The sequence below is a fragment of the Haemophilus haemolyticus genome, from assembly GCF_001008275.1.
In the GTDB taxonomy this organism is placed as follows: Bacteria; Pseudomonadota; Gammaproteobacteria; order Enterobacterales; family Pasteurellaceae; genus Haemophilus; species Haemophilus haemolyticus_P.
On sequence record NZ_LCTH01000015.1, the window covers coordinates 1 to 22,681 of the forward strand.

The 22,681-nt window shown below is 38.4% G+C and carries 23 protein-coding genes; 17 read left to right on the top strand and 6 right to left on the bottom strand.

Annotated elements, in window-relative coordinates:
- Window positions 1-22 precede the first annotated feature (22 nt).
- Window positions 23-673: a GTP cyclohydrolase II gene (ribA, locus tag AAX15_RS01935; protein ID WP_046938883.1), complete on the bottom strand. Its 651-nt coding sequence runs from the start codon at window positions 671-673 to the stop codon at window positions 23-25.
- Between the two features lie 69 nt (window positions 674-742).
- Here ribA and AAX15_RS01940 point away from each other — a divergent pair, with 69 nt between their 5' ends.
- The 7 genes from AAX15_RS01940 to gdhA all read left to right on the top strand — a co-directional run bounded on the left by AAX15_RS01940 (window position 743) and on the right by gdhA (window position 7,538).
- Complete coding sequence (locus tag AAX15_RS01940; protein WP_046938884.1) at window positions 743-1,468, top strand: phosphatase PAP2 family protein; 726 nt, start codon at window positions 743-745, stop codon at window positions 1,466-1,468.
- Between the two features lie 63 nt (window positions 1,469-1,531).
- Window positions 1,532-2,446: an N-acetylglucosamine kinase gene (nagK, locus tag AAX15_RS01945; RefSeq protein ID WP_046938885.1), complete on the top strand. Its 915-nt coding sequence runs from the start codon at window positions 1,532-1,534 to the stop codon at window positions 2,444-2,446.
- Window positions 2,447-2,629: 183 nt separating this feature from the next.
- A complete protein-coding gene (locus AAX15_RS01950; protein WP_046938886.1) occupies window positions 2,630-4,069 on the top strand; it encodes an alanine/glycine:cation symporter family protein in 1,440 nt (479 codons plus the stop codon).
- Between the two features lie 172 nt (window positions 4,070-4,241).
- Window positions 4,242-4,469 carry a twin-arginine translocase TatA/TatE family subunit gene (tatA, locus tag AAX15_RS01955; protein ID WP_005629124.1) on the top strand — a complete coding sequence of 76 codons (228 nt, stop codon included), beginning with the start codon at window positions 4,242-4,244 and terminating at the stop codon, window positions 4,467-4,469.
- Window positions 4,470-4,472: 3 nt separating this feature from the next.
- The gene (tatB, locus tag AAX15_RS01960; protein WP_046938887.1) at window positions 4,473-5,033 is read left to right on the top strand and encodes a Sec-independent protein translocase protein TatB; all 561 of its coding nucleotides are present in this window, start codon (window positions 4,473-4,475) and stop codon (window positions 5,031-5,033) included.
- Window positions 5,034-5,042: 9 nt separating this feature from the next.
- Complete coding sequence (tatC, locus tag AAX15_RS01965; protein WP_046938888.1) at window positions 5,043-5,813, top strand: twin-arginine translocase subunit TatC; 771 nt, start codon at window positions 5,043-5,045, stop codon at window positions 5,811-5,813.
- A 375-nt stretch (window positions 5,814-6,188) separates the two neighbouring features.
- A complete protein-coding gene (gdhA, locus tag AAX15_RS01970) occupies window positions 6,189-7,538 on the top strand; it encodes an NADP-specific glutamate dehydrogenase (protein WP_046938889.1) in 1,350 nt (449 codons plus the stop codon).
- Window positions 7,539-7,644: 106 nt separating this feature from the next.
- Here the strand turns inward: gdhA and fur are convergent, their stop codons facing one another.
- From fur to AAX15_RS01985, 3 genes are all read right to left on the bottom strand, one after another.
- The gene (fur, locus tag AAX15_RS01975; RefSeq protein WP_046938890.1) at window positions 7,645-8,088 is read right to left on the bottom strand and encodes a ferric iron uptake transcriptional regulator; all 444 of its coding nucleotides are present in this window, start codon (window positions 8,086-8,088) and stop codon (window positions 7,645-7,647) included.
- 29 nt (window positions 8,089-8,117) lie between these two features.
- The gene (gene fldA, locus AAX15_RS01980) at window positions 8,118-8,642 is read right to left on the bottom strand and encodes a flavodoxin FldA (protein WP_046938891.1); all 525 of its coding nucleotides are present in this window, start codon (window positions 8,640-8,642) and stop codon (window positions 8,118-8,120) included.
- A 98-nt stretch (window positions 8,643-8,740) separates the two neighbouring features.
- Window positions 8,741-9,523 carry an alpha/beta fold hydrolase gene (locus AAX15_RS01985; RefSeq protein WP_046938892.1) on the bottom strand — a complete coding sequence of 261 codons (783 nt, stop codon included), beginning with the start codon at window positions 9,521-9,523 and terminating at the stop codon, window positions 8,741-8,743.
- A 69-nt stretch (window positions 9,524-9,592) separates the two neighbouring features.
- Here AAX15_RS01985 and seqA point away from each other — a divergent pair, with 69 nt between their 5' ends.
- From seqA to selD, 8 genes are all read left to right on the top strand, one after another.
- The gene (gene seqA / locus AAX15_RS01990; protein WP_046938893.1) at window positions 9,593-10,204 is read left to right on the top strand and encodes a replication initiation negative regulator SeqA; all 612 of its coding nucleotides are present in this window, start codon (window positions 9,593-9,595) and stop codon (window positions 10,202-10,204) included.
- Between the two features lie 2 nt (window positions 10,205-10,206).
- Window positions 10,207-11,568 (top strand): o-succinylbenzoate--CoA ligase, encoded by a 1,362-nt coding sequence (menE, locus tag AAX15_RS01995; protein WP_046938907.1) that lies wholly within the window; start codon window positions 10,207-10,209, stop codon window positions 11,566-11,568.
- Between the two features lie 16 nt (window positions 11,569-11,584).
- Window positions 11,585-14,923 carry a mechanosensitive channel MscK gene (gene mscK / locus AAX15_RS02000; protein ID WP_046938894.1) on the top strand — a complete coding sequence of 1,113 codons (3,339 nt, stop codon included), beginning with the start codon at window positions 11,585-11,587 and terminating at the stop codon, window positions 14,921-14,923.
- An 11-nt stretch (window positions 14,924-14,934) separates the two neighbouring features.
- A complete protein-coding gene (aroC, locus tag AAX15_RS02005; protein ID WP_046938895.1) occupies window positions 14,935-16,008 on the top strand; it encodes a chorismate synthase in 1,074 nt (357 codons plus the stop codon).
- Between the two features lie 303 nt (window positions 16,009-16,311).
- Complete coding sequence (gene mepA, locus AAX15_RS02010) at window positions 16,312-17,172, top strand: penicillin-insensitive murein endopeptidase (protein ID WP_046938896.1); 861 nt, start codon at window positions 16,312-16,314, stop codon at window positions 17,170-17,172.
- Between the two features lie 17 nt (window positions 17,173-17,189).
- Entirely contained in the window at window positions 17,190-17,957 is a 768-nt protein-coding gene (locus tag AAX15_RS02015) for a TSUP family transporter (protein WP_005635409.1), read from the top strand.
- 46 nt (window positions 17,958-18,003) lie between these two features.
- Complete coding sequence (lpxM, locus tag AAX15_RS02020) at window positions 18,004-18,960, top strand: lauroyl-Kdo(2)-lipid IV(A) myristoyltransferase (RefSeq protein WP_046938897.1); 957 nt, start codon at window positions 18,004-18,006, stop codon at window positions 18,958-18,960.
- Between the two features lie 57 nt (window positions 18,961-19,017).
- A complete protein-coding gene (selD, locus tag AAX15_RS02025) occupies window positions 19,018-20,058 on the top strand; it encodes a selenide, water dikinase SelD (RefSeq protein ID WP_080950399.1) in 1,041 nt (346 codons plus the stop codon).
- A gap of 51 nt (window positions 20,059-20,109) precedes the next feature.
- On the opposite strand, the gene serS is transcribed toward selD, so the two are convergent.
- Window positions 20,110-21,399: a serine--tRNA ligase gene (serS, locus tag AAX15_RS02030; RefSeq protein WP_046938899.1), complete on the bottom strand. Its 1,290-nt coding sequence runs from the start codon at window positions 21,397-21,399 to the stop codon at window positions 20,110-20,112.
- Between the two features lie 142 nt (window positions 21,400-21,541).
- On the opposite strand from serS, the gene AAX15_RS02035 reads away from it, so the two are divergent.
- Window positions 21,542-21,817, top strand: coding sequence for a hypothetical protein (locus AAX15_RS02035; protein WP_230599586.1), 276 nt, complete (start codon window positions 21,542-21,544; stop codon window positions 21,815-21,817).
- A 120-nt stretch (window positions 21,818-21,937) separates the two neighbouring features.
- Complete coding sequence (locus AAX15_RS02040; RefSeq protein WP_046938900.1) at window positions 21,938-22,156, top strand: YdcH family protein; 219 nt, start codon at window positions 21,938-21,940, stop codon at window positions 22,154-22,156.
- Between the two features lie 44 nt (window positions 22,157-22,200).
- Here AAX15_RS02040 and AAX15_RS02045 read toward each other — a convergent pair whose 3' ends face one another.
- Window positions 22,201-22,680 carry a threonine/serine exporter family protein gene (locus AAX15_RS02045; protein ID WP_046938901.1) on the bottom strand — a complete coding sequence of 160 codons (480 nt, stop codon included), beginning with the start codon at window positions 22,678-22,680 and terminating at the stop codon, window positions 22,201-22,203.
- Window position 22,681: the final 1 nt, after the last annotated feature.

The following is a 22,681-nucleotide window of genomic DNA, read 5'->3' on the forward strand; positions in this document are numbered from 1 at the left end:
TTTTTTAACATGTATTATTTTATTAAATAATCTCTTCTTGGCAATGTGGGCAGGTCATTAAATGTTGTTCATTATTGTTATGCACAATGTAATGCCCCATTTTTTTCGCTTTAGTATCAAGATATTTTGTATTGTAGCGGTTTTCGCCAACATTAAGAGGTACTCGTTCAACCACGTTGATACCTGCTTTTTTCATAGTTTCTACTTTTTCTGGGTTGTTGGTCATCAAGCGAACTTTTTTGACACCAAGTAGCTCGAACATATCGGCACAGACTTCAAAGTTGCGTTCATCTGCTTTGAAACCTAAAGCAAGATTGGCTTCAATCGTATCCATTCCTTTATCTTGTAAAGAATAAGCACGGATTTTATTAATCAAACCAATTCCGCGACCTTCTTCGCGATGATAAATTAAGACACCGCGACCTTCTTCTTGAATTTGTTTCAATGCTGTCGCCAGTTGGAAACCACAATCGCATTTTAAGCTATGGAGCGCATCGCCAGTTAAACATTCAGAATGGATACGTGCTAACACAGGTTCATCAGCATTAGAAATATCGCCCATCACTAAGGCTACATGTTCTTTTTTTGTATCTGGGAATTCAAATCCCACCATTTTAAAAATACCGTATTCAGTGGGTAAATTGGCTTGCGCAACTAGCTGAATTTTTGCCATAAAGTGATCCTTATTCGTAGTCATTTCTGTTAGAATGCGCGCGTTATTTTTTATTATCAAGGGGCGAGCATGTTCAAAAGGCTGTCATTATATACGTTATTACTTTGTCTTGTACCATTTTTTATTTGGGGTATTTCCTATCAGTGGCATGGCAATAGCCAATTAACTGAAGCTGATTATTGGCTTTATTTGCTTACTGAAACGGGGAGTGTACCTTATGCGTTGATCACCTGTGTGTTATTTACGCTTTTGTTTGCCTTTTTATTCAAAAATCCAAAACAATGGATATTAGGCGTAATTGTGATGGGGATTTCAGTTATTGCAACTCAAGCCGCAAAAACAGGGGCAAAAGCATTATTTGAAGAACCTCGTCCATTCACTGTGTATCTAGCTGAGCAAACTCATTCAACGCCTGAAAACTTTTATAAAAATGACCGCACTTTGCGTGCAGAAATGGCTAAGAATTTTTATTCTATGGATGCCATCACACCAGCTTGGTTAGTTCATCATTATGAAAATGAAACAGGGTATTCGTTCCCCTCAGGACATACGATTTTTGCGGCAACTTGGCTAATGCTTGCTGTTGGCTTTACTCAATTATTAGGTAACCGTTCTTTTAAAGCAAAATTGCTGGTGGCGGGCATTGCGGTGTGGGGCTTATTGATGTTGATTAGCCGTGTGCGATTAGGCATGCATTACCCAATAGATTTATTAGTGGCGACATTGCTGGCATGGTTGATTAATAGCATTATTTTTGCCTTTTTAAAGAAAAAGGCGATCTTCGTCATAAAATAATGATTTAAGTGCGGTTAAAATTTTGGCTAATTTTAACCGCACTTCTTTATAAAGGAGCAGATTATGTATTATGGTTTAGATATTGGTGGCACGAAAATAGAGCTTGCCGTATTCAATGAAAAATTAGAAAAATTATATTCTGAACGGGTGCCAACACCTAAAACCGATTATGAAGAATGGCTTAATACGATTGTGGATTTAGTGAATCGTGCTGATGAAAAGTTTGGTGAAGTGGGCACCGTAGGTTTGGGCGTGCCTGGTTTTGTTAATCAACAAACTGGATTAGCCGAAATTACCAATATTCGTGTGGCAGATAATAAACCAATTTTACGCGATTTGTCTGCGCGTTTAGGCCGTGAAGTGCGGGCAGAAAATGACGCAAATTGCTTTGCGTTATCTGAAGCATGGGATACGGAAAATCAGCAATATCCGACTGTACTTGGTTTAATTCTCGGAACTGGTTTTGGTGGTGGCTTTGTCTTAAACGGTAAAGTTCATTCAGGTCAAGTGGGAATGGCAGGAGAGCTTGGTCATTTACAACTAAATTATCATGCTTTGAAATTATTGGGATGGGATAAAGCCCCAATTTATCAATGCGGTTGCGGTAACAAGGCTTGTTTGGATAATTATTTGTCTGGTCGCGGTTTTGAAATGCTTTATCGAGATTTGAAAAGTGAAACATTATCCGCTCGTGAAATTATTGATTTGTTCTATCAAGGCAATGAAAGTGCGGTAGATTTTGTGAATCTTTTTGTTGAGTTGGCAGCGATTTCTATTGGCAATATCATTACGGCATTTGATCCGCATATGATTGTGCTAGGCGGTGGATTATCTAATTTTGATTACCTTTATGAGGCTTTACCAAAAGCACTTCCGCCTCATTTGATGCGGACAGCAAAAGTTCCACCAATTAAAAAAGCGAAACACGGCGATTCTGGTGGTGTGCGTGGTGCGGCAGCATTGTTTTTAACCAAATAATTCAACAAACTAGTGGGGCGTATTCAAATAATATGCCCTTTGTTTTGGAAAATATTTAGAATATTCTAAATTTATTAGATTTTTTCTTGTTTGTATTTCTTTTCTTTAGAGAAATTTTTAAAAAATCTCGCCTTTTCATTGAAAAACCATACAATCAAATTATTTATCGCTTGAGGGATGATTATGGAATTTGAATTTTCAAAAATGTTAGAAGACGTGCTAACTTGGATAGTCGCATACCTTGATGGACCTTTATGGGATGCCACCATTATTATTTTGCTTGGGACGGGTCTATTTTTTACCATTACAACAGGATTTGTGCAGTTCCGTTTATTCCCAGCAAGCCTTCGTGAAATGTGGTTTGGTCGTGCTGTAGAGGGAAGTTCGTTAACACCTTTCCAAGCCTTTACGACAGGTCTTGCGAGCCGCGTTGGTGTGGGCAACATTGGTGGGGTTGCAACGGCAATTGCCTTAGGGGGCGAAGGCGCGGTGTTTTGGATGTGGGTAACGGCATTTATTGGTATGTCGAGTGCTTTCGCTGAATCTACTCTTGCTCAATTATTTAAAATTCAAGATAAAGATGGCTCATTCCGTGGTGGCCCTGCTTATTATATTGTGCAAGGTTTAAAATCACGTTGTATGGCAGTGGCTTTTGCGCTTGCATTAATTTTTACATTTGGTTTTGCCTTTAATTCTGTGCAGGCGAACTCCATTGTGGAAGCAACCAGCAATGCGTGGAATTGGAAAGGGGAATATGTCGGTATTTCATTAGTAATTTTGACCGCACTTATTATTTTCGGTGGCGTTAAGCGCATTGCGGTTATTTCGAGTAGCCTTGTTCCAATGATGGCGCTTTTCTATTTAATTATGGCGGTGATTATTCTTGGCATGCATATTGATATGATTCCTTCGGTGATTCATCGTATCATTCAAAGCGCATTTAGTTTTGATGCTGCAGCTGGCGGAATGTTTGGTGCGCTAGTATCAAAAGCAATGATGATGGGGATTAAACGCGGACTATTCTCTAACGAGGCTGGGATGGGTTCTGCGCCTAATGCGGCGGCGGCAGCTCACGTTAAGCATCCTGTTAGTCAAGGCTTAGTACAGATGTTGGGTGTGTTTGTTGATACCATGATTGTTTGTTCTTGTACTGCCGTGATTATTTTGCTTTCAAATAATTATGGTAGCGAAACGCTAAAAAGTATTTCACTTACGCAAAGTGCGTTGCAATACCACATAGGCGAATTTGGGGTGCATTTCCTAGCGTTTATCTTATTGTTATTCGCTTATTCTTCTATTATTGGTAACTATGCTTATGCGGAAAGCAATATCCGTTTTATCAAAAATAAACCTTGGTTTGTATTTTTGTTCCGTTTAATGGTGCTATTCTTCGTGTATTTTGGTTCGGTTCGTTCAGGCAATGTGGTGTGGAATTTCGCAGATACGGTAATGGCAGTCATGGCAATCATTAACTTGATCGCAATTTTGATGTTGTCGCCAATCGTATGGAAATTGATGAAGGATTATCAACGCCAGCTTAAAGAAGGAAAAACACCAGAGTTTAAAATTGACGACCACCCTGAATTACGTAAGAAAATATTTGATTCCCGCATTTGGAAATAAAGATAAAATGGCTAGAAAGAGATTTTTAGCCATTTTTAGTTTATTCATATATTGCGTTTTATCATTAATATCGTGATAAATTGAAAATAATCCCCGATAGCTATTGTTCTAAGTAGGCAAAAAGGGTATATTCCGACCCAAATTTTTTCTTTTTTACAGAACGGAGTTTATTATGTTTGGTTTATCCCCTGCTCAAATGATTATCTTGTTAGTGGTCATTTTATTGGTTTTCGGTACGAAAAAATTAAGAAATGCGGGTTCAGATCTTGGCGCTGCTGTGAAAGGCTTTAAGAAAGCAATGCAAGATGATGAAAAAGCAAAAGATGCAGAATTTAAGTCTATTGACAATAATGCAACATCTGCAAAAACTGAAACTACAAAAGAGAAAGAACAGGCTTAATCCGTGTTTGATATTGGTTTTTCAGAACTTGTTTTGTTAATGGTAGTTGGCCTAGTTGTGCTAGGACCGAAGCGTTTGCCTGTCGCCATTCGCACAGTGATGGGCTGGGTGAAAACGATTCGTGGTTTAGCTGCCAATGTGCAAAATGAGTTGAAACAAGAACTAAAATTGCAAGAATTACAGGATAGTATCAAAAAAGCTGAATCTTTGAACTTGCAAACCCTTTCACCAGAATTGAGTAAAACGGTGGAAGAATTAAAAGCTCAAGCAGATAAAATGAAAGCAGAGCTAGAAGATAAAGCGGCTCAAGCTGGTACAACGGTGGAAGAGCAAATTAAAGAAATTAAAAGTGCGGCTGAAAATGCAGAAAAGCCTCAAAATGTGGCATTAACTGAGGATTCTACAGAAACTTTACCTGAAGTAGAAAAAACACCTGCAGATTTAACCGCACTTGAAGCCCACGAGCAAGCAGAATTGACTGAGCGTTTATCTGATTATTATCCGCCAGATGAGATTGAAATTGCTCCAGCACCAAAATCTCAATCTTCAAAAACTGAATCATAGCGAGTTTTTATGAGTAATGTGGATGAATCTCAACCCCTAATTACACACCTTGTTGAGTTAAGAAACCGTTTATTACGCTGTGTGATTTGTGTGGTATTGGTTTTTGTCGCATTGGTGTATTTTTCCAATGATATTTATCATTTCGTTGCTGCACCTTTAACGGCGGTTATGCCAAAAGGTGCGACGATGATCGCAACCAATATTCAAACGCCTTTCTTTACACCAATTAAATTGACAGCAATTGTTGCTGTTTTTATTTCTGTTCCTTATTTGCTTTATCAAGTTTGGGCTTTTGTTGCGCCTGCATTGTACCAACATGAAAAACGGATGATTTATCCGTTGCTATTTTCAAGTACGATTTTATTTTATTGTGGCGTGTCTTTTGCTTATTACGTTGTATTCCCGTTTGTATTTAGTTTCTTTACACAAACTGCGCCAGAAGGCGTTGCTATTGCAACAGACATCAGCAGCTATTTAGATTTTGCTTTGGCATTGTTTTTAGCGTTTGGTGTGTGTTTTGAAGTACCGATAGCTATCATTCTACTTTGCTGGACTGGCGTTACTACTGTGAAGGCTCTTTCCGAAAAACGTCCTTATATTATTGTGGGGGCATTTTTTATCGGCATGCTTTTAACACCTCCTGATGTTTTCTCACAAACTTTACTCGCGGTGCCGATGTGCTTGCTCTTTGAGCTTGGTTTATTAGTAGCTCGTTTTTATCAACCCAAAGACGATGAAAGTGCGGTTGAAAACAACGATGAATCAGAAAAAACAGAATAATAAATCGATTAATATATTAAATAGGGGCTTAGCCCCTTTTTTATTGCATTGATGACATCGTCGTGTTGCTTTTTCATAAAACAATATCTTTTCTTTATTCACGAATAAATGTGATTTATAGTTTAGTAAAAGTTTCGTATTTTTACCTAAAACATCATCATTTTATTAGGTTATTATCTTTATTTTTATTTTCTATCTAATAAATTGGGTTATTTTTTAGATAATTTCTTTCTGTTTTGTTTTTCTTTAAATTTCCTTCATGAAAATTATTGCAACGTTAAATCAGTCATTGCATATTGTCAGTGCGCCCTATGAGGCGAGCATAATAAAAAAACACAATACACACAACATTAACAACAAAGAAGGAAATTCATTATGTCAACAGTTGCTTCCTTAGATGCATTCTTAGCAAAAGTCGCTCAACGTGATGGTCATCAACCTGAGTTTTTACAAGCGGTGAGAGAAGTATTTACTTCTATTTGGCCCTTTTTAGAAGCTAATCCTAAATATCGTTCAGAGGGATTGTTGGAACGTTTAGTCGAGCCTGAACGTGCATTTCAATTCCGTGTAGCTTGGACCGATGACAATGGTCAGGTGCAAGTGAACCGTGCATTTCGAGTGCAATTTAATAGTGCAATTGGTCCATTTAAGGGCGGTATGCGATTCCATCCATCAGTAAACTTATCTATTTTAAAATTTTTAGGTTTTGAGCAAATTTTTAAAAATGCTTTAACTACATTGCCTATGGGCGGAGCAAAAGGTGGTTCGGACTTTGATCCGAAAGGGAAATCAGATGCAGAAGTCATGCGTTTTTGCCAGGCATTGATGGCTGAACTTTATCGCCATGTAGGGGCGGATACTGATGTGCCTGCAGGTGATATTGGTGTTGGAGGGCGCGAAGTTGGTTATTTAGCTGGCTATATGAAAAAATTATCGAACCAAGCAGCATGCGTCTTTACAGGGCGTGGATTATCTTTTGGGGGGAGTTTAATTCGTCCAGAAGCGACGGGATATGGGTTAGTTTATTTTGCTCAAGCCATGTTAGCTGAAAAAGGCGATAGTTTTGCGGGTAAAGTTGTATCGGTTTCAGGTTCTGGTAACGTAGCGCAATATGCCATTGAAAAAGCATTATCGCTTGGTGCAAAAGTAGTTACCTGTTCTGACTCATCAGGTTATGTTTATGATGCTGAGGGATTTACTACTGAAAAATTAGCCGCACTTTTAGAAATTAAAAATGTAAAACGTGGTCGAGTGAAAGATTATGCAGAACAATTTGGCTTGCAATATTTTGAAGGCAAACGCCCTTGGGAAGTGAAAGTTGATATTGCGCTTCCTTGTGCAACTCAAAATGAATTAGAACTTTCAGATGCTCAACTTTTAATTAAAAATGGCGTGAAATTGGTCGCTGAAGGTGCCAATATGCCAACTACCATTGAAGCAACAGAAGCGTTACAGGCTGCAGGTGTATTATTTGGACCTGGTAAAGCGGCTAATGCTGGTGGTGTGGCGACTTCCGGTTTAGAAATGGCGCAAAGTTCACAACGTTTGTATTGGACTGCAGAAGAAGTAGATGCAAAATTGCATCGAATCATGCTAGACATTCACGCAAACTGTAAAAAATACGGCACGATTGAGGGGCAAGAAAATATTAACTATGTGGTAGGCGCAAACGTAGCAGGTTTTGTCAAAGTCGCTGATGCCATGTTGGCACAAGGTGTTTATTAATCCTCAAAATTTCAAATAGAAAATAACCGCACTTTAAAAAAGAGCGGTTATTTTTTCGGATAAAATTTGAATATAAGATAGGCGACATTGAGTCGCCTTAGAGATGTTATTTATTTGAATTGTTTTCATCGCAATGATTAATATCACTACATTTCCCGTAAAGATATAAACTATGCGCTTTTAATTTAATGCCATATTTTTCGCTAATTTCACGTTGGCGTTGTTCAATAATATTATCACTAAATTCAAATACTTTTCCGCAATCTTCGCAGATAATATGATCATGGTGTTCAGTTGGTGCTAGCTCAAATACAGATTTATTACCTTCAAAATTGTGACGAATTAAAATATTAGCTTCATCGAATTGGTTTAATACTCTGTAAACGGTCGCTAAGCCAATTTCACTCCCTTGATCAAGTAGAATTTTGTACACATCTTCTGCTGAGAAATGTTCATTTTTGTGTTCTTGCATTAAGCTAAGAATGGTTAAACGAGGTTCAGTGATTTTTAATCCAGCTTTTTTAAGTAATTTAATGTTTTCTTCAGACATAAAGTTCCCTCCCTTTTATGTGAAAAATTCTAAGCGATCTCGGCTAAACACATTTCATCGTAAATTTGTTTACACCATTTTTCCACACGTTCTGCAGTGAGTTCAGGTTGGCGATCTTCATCAATACACAACCCAATGAAAGTTCCGTCTTCTAATAATGCTTTTGATGCTTCAAAAGTATAGCCTTCAGTTGGCCAGTTACCCACAATGATTGCGCCGCGCGGTTCTACGATGTCGCGCACGGTGCCGATAGCATCGCAGAAATAATCAGCATAGTCTTCTTGATCGCCACAGCCGAAAATACCTACGAGTTTATCTGTAAAATCGATTTCTTCTAACGTTGGGAAAAAATCATCCCAGTCAGCTTGTGCTTCGCCGTAATACCAAGTCGGAATACCGAAAAGTAAGAAATCGTATGCTTCAATATCTTCTTTGCTACTTTTTGCAATATCACGAATATCGATTAAGTCATTACCTAATTGTTTTTGGATCATTTTTGCGATGTTTTCGGTATTGCCTGTGTCACTGCCATAAAATAGACCAACAACTGCCATTTTTCTTTCCTTTTAAAATTTAACGTATTGATTATAAATAGGGGATATTCCCTAAATTGTGTGGGAGTATACTACAAAAGTATTCTCATTTAAATTAATTAATTCTTATTTACAAATCGCTCTATCGCACGTATAACAAATTCAGGTTTTTCAGCATGTACCCAGTGGCCACAACCACTAATAGTAAAAGACGTCGCATGAGGAAATTGTTCTAAAATTTTTTCGCTATTCTCTATTTTTATATAAGAAGAATTTCCACCTTTGATAAACAGCGTCGGCGTGAGTACATGCACCTTTTCCCAATCCATAATGTTAGCGTAATTGTTGAAAAGTGCGGTGAGATTAAACCGAAAATAATCAGGTGAATTGGGTTCAAAAGATTTCAGCATAAATTGCACGACATCCTGATCATCAATTTCCTTTTCTAAGAGCGGTTTTGCCTCTTGACGAGTTTGAGGGGCTGCATTTTTTACAGCGAATAAGCCATTAAACACATCTTTATGCCCAAATCCTTCGTAAGGCAGGGGAGAGATATCAATTACAATTAATTTTTCGACTAATTCTGGACAAAGTGCGGTGATTTTCATGGCGATTTTTCCCCCCATAGAATGACCAATTAATATCACTTTGGATAAATTTAAGTGGTGGATTACCGCGATAACATCTTCCGCCATAAGTTGATAATTCATTTTTTCCGAATGAAAACTATGACCGTGATTGCGCAGATCTACGCGTAAAATATTGTAATTTTCGCTAAAAGCTCTGGCGATGATGCCAAGGTTATTCATATCCCCGAATAAACCGTGAATAAAAACTAAAGTTGGAGAATTAATCGTTTGTTTTACTTGATGAAATTGATAATTGAGCAATGAGTTTGACATAATTTTTGCGTGAGAATTTGTAAAGAAGTCGCTATAATTAAAAAAATTCTAGCAAACAGAGAGAAAAAAATGAAGATCATTGAAGTTGATGAAGAATTATACCAATATATTGCGAGCCAAACCCGCTCTATTGGGGAAAGTGCTTCGGATATTTTACGCCGTTTGCTTAATTTACCGGCACATGCGAGTGTTTTTGCCGATGACTTAACATTTGCTCCGGCTGAAAATAACGAAAAAACAGAATCAAAAGTAGAAGTACAGCCCGCGCCTGCTAAGTCAGAAAGTGTAAAACCGACGAAAAAACAGCCGATAACTGCAATTAATCAGATCGTAGAAAAAGTTCAAGCCTTATTAAAATCGACAGAATTTCAAGAAGAAGGCAAAGCTGTTACGCGTTTCTTAGCTATTCTGCGCGTGCTTTATCGCACTAATCCTGAGAGTTTTGCGCAAGCCACAGAATCTTTACAAGGCCGCACCCGAGTTTATTTTGCTCGAGATGAAGCAACATTGTTAATGACCGGTAATCATACAAAACCAAAACAAATTCCAGATACGCCTTATTGGGTTATTACTAACACAAACAGTGGCCGTAAAATGCTGATGTTGGAAGGCGCAATGCAATCAATGGATTTGCCTGAAAGTTTAATTGACGAAGTGCGGGCATATTTCACGGTAAATTAATGATGTATCCTTGGCAAGCCTTTGCTATCCAACCTAAGTTTTCTCATAAAATCGCCTTGCGCACTGCACAGGGCGATATTTTTAATTGGGCGCAAGTAGCCGAGAAAGTGAACCAAACCGTTTCCTTCTTACAAAATAAAGGTGTAAATCCTGAAAGTGCGGTTGCTTTTGTCGGAAAAAATACAGAAAACATTTTATTTTTATATCTTGCTGCAATCCAACTGGGTGCAAAAATTCTAGGCATTAATCCGGCGTTTCCTCAAGAAAAAATTGAAGAATTATGTGAGATTCATCAAATCGATTTTTGTTTTTATGATGAAGATTTGAGGGATTTTCCAAAAGCTGACGTAGTTATACAAAAAGCTGATTTCTTTCGCCCTGCAACAATGACGCTCACGTCTGGCTCGACAGGTTTGCCAAAAGCGGTAGTACATAATGTTCAAGCGCATTTAGATAATGCGAAGGGCGTATGCGAATTGATGAAGTTCGATAGCGAACATTCTTGGTTACTTTCCTTGCCGTTATATCATGTTTCAGGTCAAGGTATTGTTTGGCGTTGGTTGAGTTGTGGTGCTGAATTGCATTTCCCGAAAACGGATTTTTACGCTTCATTATTGGAGGCGACTCACGTTTCTCTTGTGCCAACGCAATTACAGCGTTTATTAGATTATTTACAGGAAAATCCGAGTATTTCATTTGCTACGCGTCATATTTTACTGGGCGGTGCGCATATTCCGACAGAACTTACACAAAAAATGGTGAAATATGGTGTCGAAACGTATTCTGGTTACGGAATGACGGAAATGGCTTCTACGGTTTTTGCCAAACAATCTGATAAAAAACAAGGCGTAGGGCAACCGTTATTAGGTCGAGAATATCGTTTGGTGGATGATGAAGTTTGGCTAAAAGGCGCGGGTTTGGCGATGGGGTATTGGAAAGATCGACAAATTTTTCCATTAACGAATAGCGACGGCTGGCTTCAGACAAAAGATAAGGGCATTTTGCAAGAGGGCGAACTGGTTATTATCGGACGACTTGATAATATGTTTATTTCAGGCGGTGAAAATATTCAGCCAGAAGAAATAGAGCAAGTGATGCTGAAAAATGCTATGGTGAAACAAGTTTTTGTTTTACCCAAAGCCGATCATGAATTTGGCTATCGTCCCGTTGCGATTGTTGCTTTGAATGAACCCTTTAATCAAAGTGCGCTCGAAAAACTCACTGAATTTTTACAAGATAAATTGGCTCGCTTTAAACAGCCAATAGCTTATTATGAATTGCCAGTAGATTTATCTGCTGGCGCAATAAAAATATCACGTAAAGTGCTTGCCGATTGGTTAGCAAAACAAATAAACGAACAATAAAAAATACAGGTAACTTATGAAAACATCACGTTTTTTCACCGCACTTTTAGCTACAGCTTTAATTGGTTGGGCGACGGTGCATCCAACATTTGCAGCAAACAAAAGCAAAATATTATTACCTACGGAGCAAGATCTCTCTGCAGATTTAGCTGATGCGCAAAAAATGGCTGATGGTGATGTAAAAACAGCACTTATTAATGAATTGCAAACCTCTTTAGATTTATTGCAACTCATTCAAACTCAACAAAAAAATAATGAAGATTTACATGATGTTTTAGCCCATGCTGATAGTGAAATTAAGAAAAATAATGCAGATTTATTGGCGTTTAAGAAGCAGTTAGAACAATCTAAATCAGTCGATTATCAAGCTCAAAATTTAGCAGATTTACAGGCTACATTAAGCAAACTTAATGCCCAACAGCAGGAAACCCAAACTGCATTAAGTAAAGCGAATACTCAATTAGCGGGGCAAAGTTCTGTATCTGAGCGTGCACAAACCAGTCTTACTGAGAATTTGAAACGCACACAAGAAATTAATCAACAATTAGCCGATAGCAATCTTACAAAAACTTTACGTCAAAAAAATCAAATAGAATTGCAGTTGATTGATTTAAAAAACGCTTACAACCAAGATTTATTGAAAAATAGCGATCAGCTGACATTGCTTTATCAAAGCCGTTATGATTTGTTGAATGTTCGTTTGCAACTGCTACAACAACAAATTGTGGCGATCCAAGAAGTGATCAATCAGAAAAACTTAGCGCAAACTCAAAACCAAGTAGAACAAGTTCAACAACAGCAACAAAATAGTGCGAAAAATGCTTATATTCAGAAAGAATTGGCGCGTAATGCAGAGTTGAGTCAATATTTGTTGCAACAAACGGAAAAGACGAACATCTTGACGCAAGATGATTTAAGAATGCGTAATGTGTTTGATAGTCTCACTCAAACTCAACATACCATCGAGGAGCAAATTAGTGCATTACAAGGTACGCTGGTGCTTTCTCGTATTATTCAACAACAAAAACAAAAATTACCAACTAACTTAAATATTCAAGGTTTATCAAAACAAATTGCGGATTTACGGGTACAAATTTTCGATATAACTCAAAAACGTAATGAACTTTACGATTTAGATGCCTATATTGCTAAAGTCGAATCAGATGAAGGTGAGAAATTTACTCACGCTGAAAAAACACAATTAGTTAATTTATTAACTGAACGTCGTAAAATGGCTTCTGACTTAATTAAGTCATTGAATAATCAACTTAATTTAGCCATTTCTTTAGAGCTTACTCAGCAACAAATTACTCAAATTAGTGATCAAATTCAATCAAAATTGGAGCAACAAAGTTTCTGGGTTAAAAGCAATAATCCTATTAATTTAGATTGGTTTGCTGAATTGCCTCGAGCCTTTATGGCGCAAGTCAATGGTATTGTGAAAAAAATTGGTTTACCCACAAATTACAGTAACTTGCCTTACTTACTGATGTACTGCTTGGGCTTGTTTGTCGTGGGTGGCGCTATTTTTAAATTCAAAGATCGCATCAAACAACGCCTATCAAAAATTAACGGCGAAATTAACCGATTAAAATATGATAATCAGTGGAATACACCACAAGCTTTATTGCTTACTGCATTTTTAACGCTTTCTGGAACTTTATGGTTTTTAGCCATTTGTCAAATGCTTGGTTTCTTCTTTATGAAAAATCCAACTGAGTTTTGGGATTGGTCGTTTAGTATGGCGGGCTATTGGTGGTTCTTCACGTTTTGGCTTTCTTTATTCCGTCCGAATGGGATTTTTGTCCGTCACTTTGAATTTTCTCAACAAAGTGCGGTGCGTTTTCAAAGTGTAATTAAACGTATTGTTGTAGCGGTTGTTTTATTACTGAATACATCAGTATTTAGTAACGTGACTGATTATGGGTTGGCAAATGATGTGATTGGACAGGTGAATACGATAGTTTCATTGCTGTTCTGCATTATTATCATCGCACCACGTTTCAAAAATGTGCTACGTTCTTACGAAGATGAGAAAAAAAGCCATAACCACATTATTGCCAAAATCGTTCAATTCGGTTTACAGATTATTCCTGTTGGCTTAGTGATATTAGTTGCGTTGGGATACTATTACACTGCGTTGAATTTAATACAGCATTTGATTAATTCTTATATCGCATGGTGTGTGTGGTGGTTAATTCGTCAAGTGATTTATCGTGGTATAACTGTATCTTCTCGTCGCTTGGCTCATCGCCGTTTAGAAGAAAAACGTAATCAGAAACGAGCAAGCATCAATGAAGGATCAACATCTGATGAGCCTGTGCTTAATGAAAAAGAAGAAGGCTTAGCGCTAAATGAAGTGCGTAGCCAATTATTGCGTTTTGCAGATCTTTTCATTTGGACTGCTTTGTTTGGCATTTTCTACTATGTTTGGTCAGATCTTGTCACGGTGGCAAGTTATTTGCGTGAAGTGACCTTATGGCAGCAAACGACGACTACTGAAGCAGGCACAGTGATGGAAAGTATCACTTTATTTAATCTTCTCGTTGCCTTGGTAATTGTAGGGATTACTTATGTGTTAGTGCGCAATATCTCAGGTATTTTAGAAGTATTAATTTTCTCACGGGTTAAACTTTCACAAGGCACACCTTATACTATTACTACATTATTAACCTATGTTTTAGTTGCGGTTGGTGGTGCGTGGGCATTTGCTACATTAGGCATGTCGTGGTCTAAATTGCAATGGTTGTTTGCTGCCCTTTCAGTTGGTTTGGGCTTTGGTATGCAAGAAATCTTTGCAAACTTTGTATCTGGGATTATTTTATTGTTTGAACGCCCAATTCGAGTGGGCGATACCGTTACCATAAACGGTGTCACTGGTACGGTAGCAAAAATCCGTATTCGTGCAATTACGATGATTGATCCAGATAGAAAAGAAGTGATTGTGCCGAATAAATCGTTTGTAACAGGGCAAGTGACCAACTGGGCATTATCAAATACCATTACTCGTTTAGTCATCTCTGTGGGGGTTGCTTATAACTCCGATTTAGAATTAGTAAAACGTTTGTTATTACAAGCTGCTTATGAATTGCCGAGCGTTTTAAAAGAGCCTGAGCCAAGAGCGTTGTTTTTAAATTTTGGTGCAAGCACTTTAGACCATGAGTTACGAGTTTATGTCGGACAAGTTTCAGATCGTAATGATACTCTTGATTTATTAAATCGCCGTGTAAATCAATTATTTAAAGAAAACAATATAGACATTGCTTTCAATCAATTGGATATCTTTATTAAAAATAAAGACACGGGTGAAGAGATTCCTTTTATTAATATGGAAAAATTAACTAAAACTAATTAAAGAGAAAGAATATGGCGGGTAACACAATCGGACAACTTTTTCGTGTGACAACCTTTGGGGAGTCACATGGTATTGCATTAGGCTGTATCGTTGATGGGGTACCGCCAAATCTCGAATTATCTGAGAAAGATATTCAGCCAGATTTAGATCGTCGTAAACCAGGAACATCTCGATATACCACGCCGCGTCGTGAGGACGATGAAGTTCAAATTTTGTCTGGTGTGTTTGAAGGAAAAACGACAGGCACAAGTATCGGAATGATCATTAAAAATGGTGATCAGCGTTCGCAAGATTATGGCGAGATTAAAGATCGTTTCCGCCCTGGTCATGCGGATTTTACCTATCAGCAAAAGTATGGCATCCGTGATTACCGTGGCGGTGGGCGTTCGTCAGCGCGTGAAACAGCAATGCGAGTGGCAGCGGGAGCGATTGCAAAAAAATATTTACGCGAACATTTTGGTATTGAAGTCCGCGGTTTTTTAAGCCAAATTGGCCATGTGAAAATTGCGCCGCAGACCATCGGAGACATTGATTGGGAAAAGGTAAATAGCAATCCATTCTTTTGTCCTGATGAAAGTGCGGTAGAAAAATTCGATGAATTGATCCGTGAACTTAAAAAAGAAGGGGATTCTATTGGCGCTAAACTTACTGTTATCGCTGAAAATGTTCCAGTAGGATTGGGCGAGCCGGTATTTGACCGTTTAGATGCGGATCTTGCTCACGCATTAATGGGAATTAATGCGGTGAAAGGCGTTGAAATTGGTGATGGTTTTGCTGTGGTTGAGCAACGTGGAAGTGAACATCGTGATGAAATGACCCCCGATGGATTTGAAAGCAATCATGCAGGTGGAATTTTAGGCGGAATTAGTTCTGGTCAATCGATTATCGCTACTATTGCGCTAAAACCGACTTCAAGTATTACGATTCCTGGTCGTTCAATCAATCTTAATGGTGAACCCGTAGAAGTTGTAACAAAAGGTCGTCACGATCCTTGTGTGGGGATTCGAGCAGTACCCATCGCAGAAGCCATGATGGCGATTGTTTTATTAGATCATCTATTACGTTTTAAGGCGCAGTGTAAATAATCTTAGTATAAGATGGGAGTCTGTGCCTAGGGTAGGTATACCCTAGGTTAGTTTGATGTTACCCCTTTGGGGTAAGTGGAAAGTTCTTCAATGGGGCTGAACTTAAGGTGTACCTATATGTGAGTCTGTGCCTAGGGTAGGTATACCCTAGGTTAGTTTGATGTTACCCCTTTGGGGTAAGTATAAAGTTCCCCAAAGGGGAACTATTTTTCTAACCGTGGGTATACTTACCCACGGCAAAACCTAGGATATACTTACCCACGGCAAAACCTAGGGTATACTTACCTACAGCAAAACTTTAGAATGAATAAAATTTTATTAAAAACAACCATAATTTTTACCGCACTTTTTTCTCTGAACGTTATTGCGTCTCCTCTCGATTGGCAAAAAGTGAAACGTCCTATTCCAAGTGACGATGGGAAAGCAAAACCTATAGGTAGTTATACCAACGGGTGTATTATTGGGGCGCAAGCATTACCGCCGAAAGGTGAAGGTTACCAAGTGATTCGCATGAATCGCAATCGTTATTATGGCCATCCAAATATGATTCAGTATCTTGAACGTTTGGGACAACGCGCTAAAGCTGCTGGGTTGCCAACGATGTTAGTAGGCGATATTGCCATGCCGGGTGGTGGACGGTTTTTAACGGGTCATGCTAGCCATCAGATGGGATTAGATGCGGATATTTGGTTAAGAATGGGCGAAATGTCAGATGCCGATGCGCTCAATTCTGATGGTAAAGGTTTATTAGTTGTGGATAGAAAGGCACAACGAGTAGATGAACGCGTATGGAATAGCAATCATGCGACGTTAATCAAGTTAGCCGCACAAGATCCAAATGTGACGCGTATTTTTGTTAATCCCGCGATTAAGGTAAAATTATGCCAAACCGCTGGCAATGATCGCGGTTGGCTACACAAAGTTCGTCCTTGGTATGGCCACGACTCTCATTTTCATGTTCGTTTAACTTGCCCAGCAGATGCGCCTTATTGTGAAAATCAAGCGCCTGTGCCTGCCGGTGATGGTTGTGGAGACGAATTATATTCTTGGTTTGAACCGCCAAAACCAAGCACTTCAGTGAGTAAACCTAAAGTTGCACCACCTGAGCCGTTTTTGTGCCAACAAATTTTGAACTCACCGAATCGGAATGAATGGTTAGAATAGCATTAAGGTAAATCAATATGGATATCGGAATTGATCTTTTAGCAATATTGTTTTGTGTTGGTTTTGTCGCATCATTTATCGATGCAATTGCTGGCGGTGGTGGATTAATCACCATTCCAGCGTTGCTCATGACTGGCATGCCACCTGCAATGGCGTTAGGCACCAACAAATTGCAAGCTATGGGCGGTGCATTATCCGCAAGCCTTTATTTCTTGCGAAAAAGAGCGGTCAATTTACGCGATATTTGGTTTATTTTGATTTGGGTTTTCTTAGGTTCTGCCCTAGGTACATTATTAATTCAATCAATTGATGTGGCGATTTTCAAAAAAATTCTGCCTTTTTTGATTTTAGCCATTGGTCTATATTTTTTATTTACCCCTAAATTAGGTGATGAAGATCGAAAACAGCGTTTAAGTTACATGTTATTTGGTCTTTTAGTTAGCCCATTCTTAGGTTTTTATGATGGCTTCTTTGGGCCTGGTACTGGCTCAATCATGAGTTTAGCCTGTGTTACTTTGCTAGGATTTAATCTCCCAAAAGCGACAGCACATGCAAAAGTGATGAACTTCACTTCGAATCTTGCTTCTTTTGCGCTTTTCTTATTGGGCGGACAAATTCTTTGGAAAGTGGGTTTCGTGATGATGGCTGGGAGCATTTTAGGTGCAAATTTAGGAGCCAAAATGGTGATGACGAAAGGTAAAACCTTGATTCGACCGATGGTTGTTATTATGTCTTTTATGATGACGGCTAAAATGGTTTACGATCAGGGGTGGTTTCATTTTTAATTCGGAAAGCGCGCAAAAGTGCGGTTAAAATTAATTTCATTTTATTATGTCGGATAATCAACAAAATTTACGTTTAACGGCGAGAGTGGGTTATGAAGCGCACTTTTCATGGTCGTATTTAAAGCCTCAATATTGGGGCATTTGGCTCGGTATTTTCTTTTTATTGTTGTTAGCATTTGTGCCTTTTCGTCTGCGCGATAAATTTGCGGGAAAATTAGGTATTTGGATTGGGCATAAAGCAAAGAAACAGCGTACGCGTGCACAAACTAACTTGCAATATTGTTTCCCTCATTGGACTGAACAACAACGTGAGCAAGTCATTGATAAAATGTTTGCGGTTGTTGCACAAGTTATGTTTGGAATTGGTGAGATTGCCATTCGTTCAAAGAAACATTTGCAAAAACGCAGCGAATTTATCGGTCTTGAACATATCGAACAGGCAAAAGCTGAGGGTAATAATATTATTCTTATGGTGCCACATGGCTGGGCGATTGATGCTTCGGGCATTATTTTGCACACTCAAGGCATGCCAATGACTTCTATGTATAATCCACACCGTAATCCATTGGTGGATTGGCTTTGGACGATTACACGCCAACGTTTCGGCGGAAAAATGCATGCTCGCCAAAATGGTATTAAACCTTTTTTAAATCATGTCCGTAAAGGCGAAATGGGTTATTACTTACCTGATGAAGATTTTGGTGCCGAGCAAAGCGTATTCGTTGATTTCTTTGGAACTTATAAAGCGACATTGCCGGGATTAAATAAAATGGCAAAACTTTCTAAAGCGGTTGTCATTCCAATGTTCCCTCGTTATAACGCTGAAACGGGCAAATATGAAATGGAAATTCATCCAGCAATGAATTTAAGTGATGATCCTGAACAATCAGCTCGAGCAATGAACGAAGAAATAGAATCTTTTGTTACGCCAGCACCAGAGCAATATGTTTGGATTTTGCAATTATTGCGTACAAGGAAGGATGGCGAAGATCTTTATGATTAAGAATATGGTTTGAAAGCCATATTCTCAAAAACGGATATTCAACAAGGTAAATAAGAAATGGAAGAAAAAATTAGGCTGACGCAATACAGCCATGGTGCGGGTTGAGGTTGTAAAATTTCGCCTAAGGTGTTAGGGACAATTTTACATTCAGAACTGGAAAAATTTTATGATCCAAATTTGCTCGTCGGCAATGAAACTGCTGACGATGCAGCGGTGTATGATCTTGGTAATGGAACTGCGATTATTAGTACCACAGACTTTTTCATGCCAATTGTGGATGATCCTTTTGATTTTGGACGAATTGCCGCAACCAATGCCATTAGTGATATTTTTGCTATGGGCGGTAAGCCGATTATGGGAATCGCTATTTTAGGTTTTCCAACCAATGTATTACCCGCAGAAGTCGCACAGAAAATTGTTGATGGTGGGCGTTTTGCTTGCCATCAAGCGGGTATTGCTTTGGCAGGTGGGCATTCCATTGATTCACCTGAACCTATTTTTGGTTTAGCTGTGACAGGCGTAATTGACACTGAAAAAGTGAAACGTAATGCGTCTGCAAAATCAGGTTGTAGGCTTTATATGACAAAACCGCTTGGTATTGGTATTTTGACGACGGCGGAGAAAAAAGGAAAACTCAAACCAGAACATCAAGGTTTAGCCACTGCCGCTATGTGCCAAATGAATTCCATTGGCAGCCAATTTTCCCAAGTGGATGGCGTCACCGCAATGACGGATGTTACAGGATTTGGTTTACTCGGACATTTAATCGAAATCTGTGAAGGTTCAAATCTAAGTGCGGTGATTTTTCCCGATAAAATTAAAACCTTGGATGGTGTCAAAGATTATATTGCTCAAGGTTGCGTACCCGGTGGAACAGGGCGTAATTTTGACAGTTATGGACATAAAGTTGGGGTATTGACAGAAGAACAAAAAGCGATTTTGTGTGATCCTCAAACATCAGGCGGTTTATTAGTGGCAGTTGAGCCTAATAGCGTTCAAATGGTCATTGAAATAGCCAAAGATGAGGGCATTGATTTATATGAAGTGGGGGAGTTAAACCCTAAATCAGAATCCGATCTCGTCGTTGAAATAGCTTAATAAAAAAGCGTGGAAATTTTAAAATCCACGCTTTTTTATTTTATAAAAGGATTATTTTCCGATAACGTCTAATCCGCCCATATATGGACGTAGCACTTCTGGCACGGTGATTGAACCATCTGCATTTTGATAGTTTTCAAGCACAGCCACTAAAGTACGACCAACCGCTAAGCCAGAACCATTTAAGGTGTGTACTAAGCGGGTTTTCTTATCGCCTTTTGCTTTACAACGTGCTTGCATACGGCGAGCTTGGAAATCCCACATATTTGAGCAAGAAGAAATTTCACGATAAGTATTTTGTGCAGGCACCCAAACTTCTAAGTCGTAAGTTTTGCAAGAGCCAAAGCCCATATCGCCTGTGCAAAGTAAAACTTTACGATACGGAAGATTTAATAATTGCAATACTTTTTCTGCATGACCAGTTAATTCTTCAAGCGCTTCCATAGATTTATCTGGATCAACGATTTGTACCATTTCCACTTTATCAAATTGGTGCATACGAATTAAACCGCGAGTATCACGACCGTAAGAACCTGCTTCTGAACGGAAACATGGCGTATGTGCGGTCATTTTTATTGGTAATTCTGCTTCATCAATAATTACATCACGCACTAAATTAGTGACAGGCACTTCTGCGGTTGGAATTAATGCGTAAGGTTGTTCGCCTTCTAAGGCTAAAGTATGGAATAAATCTTCACCGAATTTTGGTAATTGCCCTGTTCCATAAAGTGTTGCGTGATTCACTAAATAAGGCACATAGGTTTCTAAATAACCGTGTTGTTCAGTATGAAGATCTAACATGAATTGCGCTAATGCACGGTGCATTTTTGCGATTTGACCTTTCATCACCGCGAAACGAGCACCTGCTAATTTAGCCCCTGCGGCAAAATCTAAGCCATTGGCGTCTTCACCCAAAGTGACATGATCTTTCACTTCAAAATCAAATGTACGTGGTGTACCCCAACGTAAGATTTCTTTATTTTCTGTGTCATCTTTGCCTAATGGCACTTCATCTGCGGGTAGATTTGGAATACTTAATGCAATTTGATTGATTTCCGCAAGTATCGCATCTAATTGTGCTTTTGCTTCTGTCAATTGGTTGCCCATATTATCCACTTCAGCCAATAATGGTTCAATATTTTCACCACGAGCTTTGGCAGCGCCAATGGCTTTGGAGCGAGTATTACGTTCCGCTTGTAAGTTTTCTGTGGTGACTTGTAAGTTCTTGCGTTGTTCTTCTAATGAGTTGAGTTTTTCTGTATCAAGAATAAAGTTACGTTTTACTTTTAATTTTTCTGCGACTTCCGCTAAATTATTACGGAGCAAATTTGGATCGATCATAGAATTTCCTTACTTTTTTCGTTGAAATGAAAATAACTTTATTCTAGCGTGCTTTATTCAAATAAACCAGTTAAAAGCTGAGGGAAAAGCAAGATTCTGAAAATAAAGAAAAATACACCGCACTCAGACATTAAATAATGAATTGATTACAAAATGGAAATCGTTATTTGAACAAGTGAAAAATGCTGCAGACGCCAAAATTGACGTTTCTTGGGAAAACAAATTGAAAATGATGCAATCTGTTCAACCGTTGGATAATAATTTAGTGGCATTTCATTTTGTTCAACAGCCTAATCTCGTAATGGCTGAGAAACCTTATGTTATCTCAACGGGTATTGGTGCTGGCTTTGGAATTATTCTTAGTTTGTTAGCTATGCTGATTTTAGGTGCTGGAAGAAATAAAAAAGCAAAAGAGTAAAGGGCTATTTGCAAGAAATAAATTTTTGTGATCGTTGTCAAAATTTTAAGATCCTGTTCTGTTTATTTGGGGCGAATGTAGTAAACTGAAACCAGTTAAAACCACTATAGGAGCAATGCTATGTTTCCCGAATACCGAGAACTAATCACCAAATTTAAAAGTAATGATGCTTATTTCGATCGTCTTTTTGAAAAGCATAACGAATTAGATCATGAAATTAAGAACATGCAGGAAAACATTCAGCTCGCCACTTATATGGAAATTGAGGCTTTGAAAAAAGAAAAATTACGGATTAAAGATGAGCTTTATGAATACCTCAAGAAAAAATCACAAGAATAGTAGAAAGCCGACAAATGTCGGCTTTTTTGTTGCACTGTTTTAGGTTACACAACAGGTTTTTGTCGATAAAACAATAGGCCCGGTAAAGCCAATCCAAATACTATTGCACCTAGGATAAAACTAGTATTAATAAAGGAACTAATCATTTGTTCAAATAACGCATCGGAAAAGCCGAAATGATGAATTTGCACTATTGAAATCATTGCTTTATAAGCATGAACACCGGGAATCATCGGGATAATGGCGGCAACGGTGAAGGCTTTGGGATGGGCTAGATAACGATGGGAAAGATGCACGCCTAAAAATCCAATTACGCAAGTGGCAAAGAAGGTGGCAAATACAATAGGCATATTAATATGCAGTAATAATGTGCGTGTCACATGCCCAAGTGCGGCTAAAATTGCGCAATATTTTAAGGCCTTGGGCGGTACATTAAATACTAACGCAAAGCCCATAGCTGGAATCGAGGCAAATAACATATCATCAAGTAATTTCAATATAAATATTGTTATATCTAATAACATT